The organism is Brucella sp. NBRC 14130 (genome assembly GCF_040371715.1).
In the GTDB taxonomy this organism is placed as follows: domain Bacteria; phylum Pseudomonadota; class Alphaproteobacteria; order Rhizobiales; family Rhizobiaceae; genus Brucella; species Brucella intermedia.
In genome coordinates this window covers 43,989-52,992 of sequence record NZ_BAABTE010000022.1, presented here as the reverse complement: position 1 = coordinate 52,992, position 9,004 = coordinate 43,989, and the positions used below count along the sequence as shown (strand labels likewise).

Here is a 9,004-nt window from a genome sequence, read left to right as displayed (position 1 = left end):
CGCATCAGCCTGCCGCTTGCGGCGCCGCCGCCCTCGTTGTGGCGCCATATAGACCCCACCAAACAAAACTGTCAACGACCAATCATAACTTTTTCCAAAAATTCTTTCCACAGGCATCAAAGAAAAAGGGCCGCTCAAAGCGGCCCTATATATAAGCGTCGATCCGCTTCACGCAGAGAGCCACCCCATGCGGTCCGCCACATCATTGGCAAGTGCACGCACGCGCCTGCCCATGTCTTCTATAATATCAGGGCGAGCCTCGGCAGCCATCATTGACAAAGCGATCCCGGCCGTTGGATGAAACGGCCGGTCGCAGATCGCCGCGCCAATGCAGAACATGCCTTCGCGCAACTGGCCATTATCCAGTGAATAGCCTCGTGCCTTTACTTCCGCCATCTCCGCTTCCAGAACCTTGAGCGACGGCGCACTGGCCGGGGTGATCAGTTCCGGCCATTCGGAGGGCAGATGACGGGCCAGTTCCTGCGGGGACATCGCGGCCAGCATGGCCTTGCCGGTCGCGGTAAAGACAGCCGGAACCCGCATGCCGATGCGGAACGTGATTCCGAGAGGTGCGGTCGAGTTGCGGCAGGACAGATAAATGACCTCCGGACCTTCCAGATGCGAGAGCGTCAATGTATGCGCGCCAAGGCCTTCCGCCTCTGCCACCGCCTCATGAAACGCATCGACAATGTCGCTGCCCGCCATGAACACATTGGCCCAGCGCACCGATTGCGATCCCATCGTGAAGCTTCCGTCGCCGTTGAGCTTCAAGAGCTTGAGATGCACCAATGTCTGGCAAAGCCCATGCACACTGCTTTTCGGCAAGCCCGTCCGGCGGGCAAGATCGGAAAGCTTGAGCCCGTCCGCAGAACCCTTGCCGCCTTCCTGCGCGGATTTTGCAACCTGATCCAGAATTTGAGCCGCGCGCATGACCGCCGGAACCAGTTTCTGGGAACCCTCTTCGTCGCTCGCCGTTTTCGTCATAGCCTTGCCATTCACCTGATCGACCGCCTGATTAACCGTTTGACTTTGGTAATGACGGCCTGTTTAATTCAAAATACCGTAAGCTGTTCAATATACTGAACATGCTTTCTCTGCAAGACTGGGATGGAAAACCACTATGCTCGCTTTGAAAGACCCTTCGCTGCTCAAATCGCAATGCCTTGTTGACGGGCGCTGGATAGACGCCACGGACGGCGCCAAGATTGACGTCACCAACCCGGCAGACGGTTCGGTCATCGGCACTGTTCCCTCCCTTTCTGTCGCGACCATCAAGGAAGCCATCGACGCTTCCGCAAAAGCTTTCCCGGCATGGGCCGCCAAGACCGCCAAGGAACGCGCCGCCATTCTGCGCAAGTGGTTCGACCTGATCGTTGCCAATGCAGACGATATTGCTCTTATCATGACATCCGAACAGGGCAAGCCGCTTGCCGAAGCGCGCGGCGAGGTTCTTTACGCGGCATCGTTCATCGAGTGGTTCGCTGAAGAGGCCAAGCGTGTCTATGGCGACACCATCCCTGCCCCGCAGACCGGGCAGCGCCTGACCGTCATTCGCCAGCCGGTCGGCGTCACCGCCGCAATCACCCCATGGAATTTCCCGGCGGCGATGATCACGCGCAAGGCAGCACCGGCGCTGGCTGCCGGCTGCACAATGATCGTTCGCCCTGCGGACCTGACCCCGCTGACGGCGCTGGCGCTGGGTGTTCTCGCCGAAAAGGCTGGCATTCCTGCCGGGGTCCTGCAGATCGTCACCGGCAAGGCGCGCGAAATCGGCGCTGAGCTGACGAGCAATGAAACGGTGCGCAAGCTTTCCTTCACAGGGTCCACCGAAGTCGGTCGCCTGCTGATGGCGCAATGCGCGCCGACCATCAAGCGCATCTCGCTGGAACTGGGCGGCAACGCGCCGTTCATCGTCTTTGACGATGCCGATCTGGACGCAGCCGTCGATGGCGCGATGATCTCCAAATATCGCAATGCGGGACAGACCTGTGTCTGCGCCAACCGCATCTATGTGCAGCGCGGGATTTACGACAAGTTCGCCGAAAAGCTCGCGGCGAAGGTCAAGGAACTCAAGGTCGGCAACGGTACGGAACCGGGCGTCGTCATCGGGCCGATGATCGAGCCGAAAGCCATCACCAAGGTCAAGGCCCATATCGATGACGCCCTGTCCAAGGGAGCGAAGCTCATCACCGGCGGCAAGGAACTGGGGGGTCTGTTCTTCGAACCGGGCGTGCTGACCGGCGTGACCACCGACATGATCGTGGCCAGGGAAGAGACTTTCGGTCCATTGGCCCCGCTCTTTGCCTTCGATACGGAAGAAGAAGTCATCGCCATGGCCAATGACACGATCTTCGGGCTGGCCGCTTACTTCTATACGGAGAATTTCAGCCGCGCGATCCGTGTGAGCGAGGGGCTGGAATACGGCATGGTCGGCCATAATACCGGGCTCATTTCCAACGAAGTCGCGCCGTTTGGTGGCGTGAAGCAGTCGGGCCTCGGTCGTGAGGGCTCCAAATACGGCATCGATGAATATCTCGAAACCAAATATATTTGCAGCGCCTACAAGCGTTAGCAAAAACCGTTTCCAGTCCGTTCCCGAACTGTCCGGTGCAAAGCAGTATCAAAGAGGATGGCGCGCATTGTTCGCGCCATCTTTTTTATCTATAGACGGTGTAATCGCTAATATGGCTTTCGCCGAAGATAATCTGGAAAATATATGCTGCGCCGCCTTTACGACTGGACGATTTCGCTTGCCGCAAGAAAATCCGCCGAATGGTGGCTGGCCATCATCGCCTTCGTGGAAAGCTCCGTCTTTCTCGTACCCGCCGACGTCCTGTTTCTACCGATGGCGCTAGCAAGGCCGGAGCGCGCCTGGCGCTACGCCTTCATTGCCACGGTTTCATCCGTCCTCGGCGGCATTGCAGGCTGGTATCTGGGCTATCACGCCTATGAACAGATCGCCAAGCCGGTGCTCGAAATGTACGGCAAGCTCGACACATTCGAGCAATTGCGTGGCACGACCAGCGCCGATGCGATCCTGTTGATGCTGATCACCTCCGGCCTCTCGCATCTGCCGCCAATAAAGGTGGTGACGATCCTGTCCGGTGCAGCGGGCATCAATATCTGGCTGTTCATCGCATCGGCGATCGTGGCGCGCGGCGCGCGCTTCTTCTTTCTGGCCTGGCTGCTGCGCCGCTATGGCGAACCGATCCGTCATTTCATCGAAAAGCGCCTGGGCCTGATCGCAAGCGTGGTGGCGGTTGCCCTGATTGCGCTGTTCTTTGCTGTGAAATACCTTCACGCCTGAGCGGTTCGCCCAAACTCGGTCAAAATGAACTGCTTGGAAACAAGGCAGATTTTGCGCTTAGATATATCCAGAGCACCTTTTCAGGGAAACCCACATGGCGTTTGCACTCAATAATCCGGTCGGCAAAACACAGGCATGGACCGCGGGCATAATGACCATCGGCCTTGCCGCAACCGTCGGCACGGCGCTGGGTTTCGAACATCTGGCTGGCTTCATGCCCTGCAAGCTCTGCCTCGAACAACGCACGCCTTATTATATCGGCGTTCCGGTTCTGGCGGCGGCGTGGGTCTCCTACGGCCTGAAATGGCCCCCGATCCTGACGCGCGGCCTGATTCTCATCGGCGCGCTGCTGATGACCTACGGGCTGGCGCTTGCGATCTATCACACCGGCGTCGAACTGAAATACTGGCCCGGCCCGATCGATTGCAGCGCCGCGACCATGAAGGTCACGCTGGATGCGGGCAATCTTCTGAGCGACCTCAATTCCACGCGTCCGCCTGCATGCGATAGCGCGCCGGGCCACTTCCTCGGCTTGTCCTTTGCCGGATGGAACGTCGTCGCAAGCCTGCTCTTTGCAGCGATCGGCTACTACGGCGCTTTTGCGAAAAGTGGGAAGTAAGAGCGGAAAACTATAGGAATCAAGGCTCCAGTTCGACATCCCAGTACAGAAAATCGAGCCAGCTGTCGTGCAGATGGTTGGGAGGGAAAAGGCGGCCGTTATTGTGCAGATCCTGCACTGTCGGCATGACCGGCTTCTGGCGCGGCCACATATGCGCGACGGCGGGCATCATGCCGCCCTTGCGCAGATTGCATGGTGAACAGGCGGCGACCACATTTTCCCACGTCGTCTCGCCGCCATGGCAACGCGGGGTAACGTGATCGAAGGTCAGGTCATGCTGCGATCCGCAATACTGGCACTCGAAACGATCACGCAGGAAGACATTGAAGCGGGTGAACGCGGGATAACGCGGCGGCTTCACATAATCCTTCAGGCAGATGACGCTCGGAACGCGCATGGAAAACGATGGCGAGGAAACGATGTGATCGTATTCCGCCACGATATTCACGCGTTCAAGAAACACCGCCTTGATCGCATCCTGCCAGGACCAGAGCGAGAGAGGATAGTAGCTGAGCGGGCGATAATCCGCGTTCAGAACCAGCGCGGGCAAGCCACTGGTCGAGACGGTTCTGGGCGAGACGGCAACAGTCAAGGGCGCACCTCCTTCAGAGCAACTCCGAAAAAGGGCGAAATGGCTCTCCATGCGGAATTGCGCTTCTCATCGAAGCGCCGCGCGTCCATTTGGGCGCAACAACGACGCTCCAATCTCATGAAGACGGTGCGGCGATGCGCAGAAAAATCAAGCTTCTGCGAATCGAAATACCGTCATCAGCCGATGTGGATAATGTAAGCCCGACGTGACAGGATTGTGAAGCGGAAACGCATTTATGCTTCGGGAAACACGCAAGATTTACAGAAGCGGCGCAGCCTCGCGTCCCTTGATGGCGGCATAATAGGCCCAGAACAATCGCGCCGCCACGCCCCGCCACGGCGCCCAGTCTTCCGCAAGCTTGCGAAGCGCCACTGCATCGGGCCGGGTCTCGTGCGCAAAAGCATGGCCGACAGCCGTCTGCAACGCCACATCGCCCGCCGGAAACACGTCCGGATGACCGGCTGCAAACAGCAGATAGACCTCCGCCGTCCACGGGCCGATGCCCTTGATCGCCGTCAGAGCCGCGATCGCTTCCCCGGCAGGCAGTTCGCAAAGCCCGTGCAGGTCGAGGCCATCCCGGGCAAGCGCTTCGCTCACAGCCAGAAGCGTTCTCTGCTTTGGCCGCGAGAGACCGGCAAAACGCCAGGCCTCCTCCCCGCCCGCAATATAGGTCTCCGGCGTCAGCGGATCGATCGCCTGTTTCAGACGCGCCCAGATCGCGGCCGCGCTGGCCGTCGATACCTGCTGCGCGACAATGATCGAGGCGAGACTTTCAAACCCCGGTTCGGACCGGCGCAGCGGCACCGCATGGGAGCGGCTGCGAATATCGGCGAGCCGCGTATCGGCGAGAACCAGCGCCTCCAGCCCGGCTTCAATATCGCTCAATGTATCGATCCGCCGCATCCCCTGGCCTTTCATTTCTGCGACGGGCACCGTACCAATGGAATCAGATGACAATCAACTGACATCGGCAACTGACACCGATAACCGACCCCGGCAACTGACATTGAACCTGCCATGACCCAACCCGTCTTCCGCTTTGCTCCCAGCCCCAATGGCCAGTTGCATCTTGGCCATGCCTATTCCGCCCTCCTGAATGCGGACATGGCGGCAAAGAGCAACGGACGTTTTCTGCTGCGCATGGAAGACATCGACACCGCACGCTGCACGCCTGCACTGGAACAGGGCATTTACGACGATCTTCGCTGGCTTGGCCTGACATGGGAAACCCCTGTGCGCCGCCAGTCGGAACATTTTGGCGATTATCGCAATGCTCTTACCAAACTTGCCGACAAGGGCCTCGTCTATCCTGCCTTCCTCAGCCGGGGCGAGGTTCGCGAGCAGATCGGCGAAGCTTTCGCCAAGGGCGAGGAATGGCCGTCCGACCCGGACGGGACGCCGCTTTATCCGCAGGGCGAACGTGATCTGACCGAAAAGGAACAGATGGAGCGTATCGCATCGGGCATGCCCTATGCGTGGCGGCTCAATATGGACAAGGCGCTTCGGGCAATTGCCGCCGCAGGCGAACCGCTGTTCAAGCCCCTGAGTTGGAATGAAAGCGGTGCGGGTCCGGATAATGAAACGGGATGCGTCGTCGCCGACCCCGCCCGCTGGGGCGATGTGGTGATTGCGCGCAAGGACACTCCGACCAGCTATCACCTTTCCGTGGTGGTGGACGATGCCCTGCAAGGCATCACCCATGTCGTGCGCGGGCGCGATCTGTTTCACGCGACATCCGTGCACCGGCTCCTGCAGAAGTTGCTCGGCCTGCCGGAACCGCTCTATCATCACCATGATCTGGTGCTGGGCGACGACGGATTGAAACTGTCGAAAAGCCGCCGGGATACCGCGCTCGCATCGCTGCGCGAACAGGGCTTTACCCCGGACGATATCCGCGCCAAGTTATCGCTATAGAAGCTATTTTCGCCGCAGCGTCACAGATGATGTGCCCGCGCCCCGATTGACGAACGCACGTCAAAGCGGTTCAAAGGCGGCATGACGGCTGGCACTGAAGAGTGCCGGCGGCAATTTTGTTTATTTTGAAGGAGGCGGAGCCATGGTTTCTCAGAAAGCCGGTAATTACGTTGAGATAGAAGGCTTGCGCGTTGCCCCCGAACTGGTGGAATTTCTGGCCAAGGAGGCCGCGCCCGGCACCGGTGTGGAACCGGAAAAGTTCTGGAAGGGCTTTGCCGCTATCGTCCGCGATCTCGCCCCGAAGAACCGCGCCCTCCTCGCCAAGCGCGACGACCTTCAGGCCAAAATCGACGCCTGGTACAAGCAGAACCGCGACAAGGGTTACACCCAGGCGGACTACCAGCAGTTCCTGAAAGACATTGGCTACCTCCTGCCCGAAGGTGGAGATTTCAAGGTGTCGACCGCCAATGTCGATCCGGAAATCGCCCATATCGCCGGTCCGCAGCTCGTCGTTCCGGTCATGAACGCGCGCTATGCGCTGAACGCTGCCAATGCGCGCTGGGGTTCGCTCTATGATGCGCTCTACGGCACCGATGCCATCTCCGACGCCGATGGCGCGGAAAAGGGCAAGGGCTACAATCCCAAGCGCGGTGAAAAGGTTATCGCCTGGGCGAAAAACTTCCTCGATGAAAGCGCCCCCCTCGCCTCTGGCAAATGGGCCGACGTCGCCGGTCTCTCCGTGAAAGACGGCAAGCTTGAAATCAGGCTCGCCGACGGTTCGGCAACCGCACTGAAGGATGAAAGCCAGTTCAAGGGCTATAATGGCGATGCCGCCGCCCCGACGAATGTGCTTCTCGCCAAGAACAACATGCATGTCGACATTGTCGTCAATGCGGACCACCCGATCGGAAAGACGGATCCGGCGCATATTGCCGACATGGTTCTGGAATCGGCCATCAGCACGATCCAGGATTGCGAGGATTCCATCGCCGCCGTCGATGCCGAAGACAAGGTTGGGGTCTATCGCAACTGGCTCGGCCTGATGAATGGCAAGCTAGAAGATACGTTCGAAAAGAACGGCAAGCAGATGACCCGCCGCCTCAATGGCGACCGCACCTATAAGACGCCGGATGGTTCCACGCTGACGCTCAAGGGCCGTTCGCTCATGCTGGTGCGCAATGTCGGCCACCTGATGACCAACCCGGCCATTCTCGATGCCGAGGGCAATGAAGTGCCGGAAGGCATCATGGATGCGGCCTTCACCAGCCTGATCGCGCTGCACGATATTGGTCCGAACGGGCGTCACATGAATTCGCGCGAAGGTTCGGTCTATATCGTCAAGCCGAAGATGCACGGCCCGGAAGAAGTGGCTTTCGCCAACGAGCTTTTCGCCCGCACGGAGGAAATGCTCGGCATGAAGCCCAACACTCTCAAGATGGGTGTGATGGATGAGGAACGCCGCACGACCGTCAACCTCAAGGAAGCGATCCGCGCTGCCAAGGATCGCGTGGTCTTTATCAATACCGGCTTCCTTGATCGCACCGGCGACGAGATCCATACCTCGATGGAAGCGGGCCCAATGATCCGCAAGGGCGACATGAAACAGGCCGCATGGATCGGCGCTTACGAACAGTGGAATGTCGATATCGGGCTGGAATGCGGCCTTTCCGGCCACGCACAGATCGGAAAGGGCATGTGGGCGATGCCCGATCTGATGGCCGCGATGCTGGAGCAGAAGATCGCGCATCCGAAGGCCGGGGCGAACACCGCATGGGTGCCGTCGCCGACTGCCGCAACCCTTCACGCGACGCATTATCATCAGGTGGACGTTGCCAGCGTTCAGGAGAAACTGAAGAGCCGCCCGCGCGCCAGGCTGGACGATATCCTGTCGGTGCCGGTCGCAACCCGCCCGAACTGGACGCCGGAAGACATCCAGAAGGAAATCGACAACAACGCACAAGGCATTCTGGGTTATGTCGTGCGCTGGGTCGATCAGGGCGTCGGCTGCTCCAAGGTGCCGGACATCAACAATGTCGGCCTGATGGAAGACCGCGCTACGCTGCGCATCTCCGCGCAGCACATCGCCAACTGGCTCTATCATGGCGTCGTGACCGAGGCGCAGGTGATGGAAACCATGAAGCGCATGGCAGCCGTGGTCGACAAGCAGAACGAAGGCGACCCGCTTTATCGCCCGATGGCTGCGGACTTCGACAAGTCCATCGCCTTCCAGGCCGCCTGCGATCTCGTCTTCAAGGGCCGCGAACAGCCGAACGGCTACACCGAGCCGGTCCTGCATCGCCGCCGCCTAGAGTTGAAACAGGCGTCCTGATATTCATCGCCTCCTCCCCCTCATCCTGAAGATGTGTCCTGAGCGCAGCGAAGGAAACCGTCTCGAAGGGCTGAGGGGGGCGAGCGGCCCGATGGCAATCTTGCTGCCCAAACCGCTCGGACAGGATTGTCGTGCGTTTCCCTCGGCCCTTCGAGGCTTCGCGCCGCACCTCAGGATGAGGGAAGAATGCGCTTGCCAGATGGATGCAATTTGTTGACGGCGGGAGAAATCCCGCCGTTTTCT

At 59.5% G+C, this 9,004-nt stretch carries 8 protein-coding genes; 5 read left to right on the top strand and 3 right to left on the bottom strand.

The window, feature by feature from the left end; genetic code table 11:
- Window positions 1–168 precede the first annotated feature (168 nt).
- Window positions 169–984: an IclR family transcriptional regulator gene (locus ABWW28_RS25410; RefSeq protein WP_021587949.1), complete on the bottom strand. Its 816-nt coding sequence runs from the start codon at window positions 982–984 to the stop codon at window positions 169–171.
- Window positions 985–1,120: 136 nt separating this feature from the next.
- Here ABWW28_RS25410 and ABWW28_RS25405 point away from each other — a divergent pair, with 136 nt between their 5' ends.
- From ABWW28_RS25405 to ABWW28_RS25395, 3 genes are all read left to right on the top strand, one after another.
- Window positions 1,121–2,572, top strand: coding sequence for an NAD-dependent succinate-semialdehyde dehydrogenase (locus ABWW28_RS25405; RefSeq protein ID WP_021587950.1), 1,452 nt, complete (start codon window positions 1,121–1,123; stop codon window positions 2,570–2,572).
- A 144-nt stretch (window positions 2,573–2,716) separates the two neighbouring features.
- The gene (locus ABWW28_RS25400) at window positions 2,717–3,307 is read left to right on the top strand and encodes a YqaA family protein (protein WP_021587951.1); all 591 of its coding nucleotides are present in this window, start codon (window positions 2,717–2,719) and stop codon (window positions 3,305–3,307) included.
- A 94-nt stretch (window positions 3,308–3,401) separates the two neighbouring features.
- The gene (locus tag ABWW28_RS25395; protein ID WP_021587952.1) at window positions 3,402–3,926 is read left to right on the top strand and encodes a disulfide bond formation protein B; all 525 of its coding nucleotides are present in this window, start codon (window positions 3,402–3,404) and stop codon (window positions 3,924–3,926) included.
- Window positions 3,927–3,945: 19 nt separating this feature from the next.
- On the opposite strand, the gene ABWW28_RS25390 is transcribed toward ABWW28_RS25395, so the two are convergent.
- Window positions 3,946–4,518 carry an HNH endonuclease gene (locus ABWW28_RS25390; protein WP_021587953.1) on the bottom strand — a complete coding sequence of 191 codons (573 nt, stop codon included), beginning with the start codon at window positions 4,516–4,518 and terminating at the stop codon, window positions 3,946–3,948.
- A gap of 258 nt (window positions 4,519–4,776) precedes the next feature.
- A complete protein-coding gene (locus tag ABWW28_RS25385; protein WP_021587955.1) occupies window positions 4,777–5,421 on the bottom strand; it encodes a DNA-3-methyladenine glycosylase family protein in 645 nt (214 codons plus the stop codon).
- A 114-nt stretch (window positions 5,422–5,535) separates the two neighbouring features.
- On the opposite strand from ABWW28_RS25385, the gene gluQRS reads away from it, so the two are divergent.
- Both gluQRS and ABWW28_RS25375 read left to right on the top strand, forming a co-directional pair.
- Window positions 5,536–6,432, top strand: a complete 897-nt coding sequence (gene gluQRS, locus ABWW28_RS25380; RefSeq protein ID WP_021587956.1) for a tRNA glutamyl-Q(34) synthetase GluQRS — start codon at window positions 5,536–5,538, stop codon at window positions 6,430–6,432.
- Between the two features lie 142 nt (window positions 6,433–6,574).
- Window positions 6,575–8,761 (top strand): malate synthase G, encoded by a 2,187-nt coding sequence (locus tag ABWW28_RS25375; RefSeq protein WP_021587957.1) that lies wholly within the window; start codon window positions 6,575–6,577, stop codon window positions 8,759–8,761.
- Window positions 8,762–9,004: the final 243 nt, after the last annotated feature.

Coding starts and splice junctions, on each gene's coding strand:
- ABWW28_RS25410 (WP_021587949.1), bottom strand. CDS start 984: ATGACGAAAACGGCGAGCGACGAAGAGGGTTCCCAGAAACTGGTTCCG.
- ABWW28_RS25405 (WP_021587950.1), top strand. CDS start 1,121: ATGCTCGCTTTGAAAGACCCTTCGCTGCTCAAATCGCAATGCCTTGTT.
- ABWW28_RS25400 (WP_021587951.1), top strand. CDS start 2,717: ATGCTGCGCCGCCTTTACGACTGGACGATTTCGCTTGCCGCAAGAAAA.
- ABWW28_RS25395 (WP_021587952.1), top strand. CDS start 3,402: ATGGCGTTTGCACTCAATAATCCGGTCGGCAAAACACAGGCATGGACC.
- ABWW28_RS25385 (WP_021587955.1), bottom strand. CDS start 5,421: ATGCGGCGGATCGATACATTGAGCGATATTGAAGCCGGGCTGGAGGCG.
- gluQRS (WP_021587956.1), top strand. CDS start 5,536: ATGACCCAACCCGTCTTCCGCTTTGCTCCCAGCCCCAATGGCCAGTTG.
- ABWW28_RS25375 (WP_021587957.1), top strand. CDS start 6,575: ATGGTTTCTCAGAAAGCCGGTAATTACGTTGAGATAGAAGGCTTGCGC.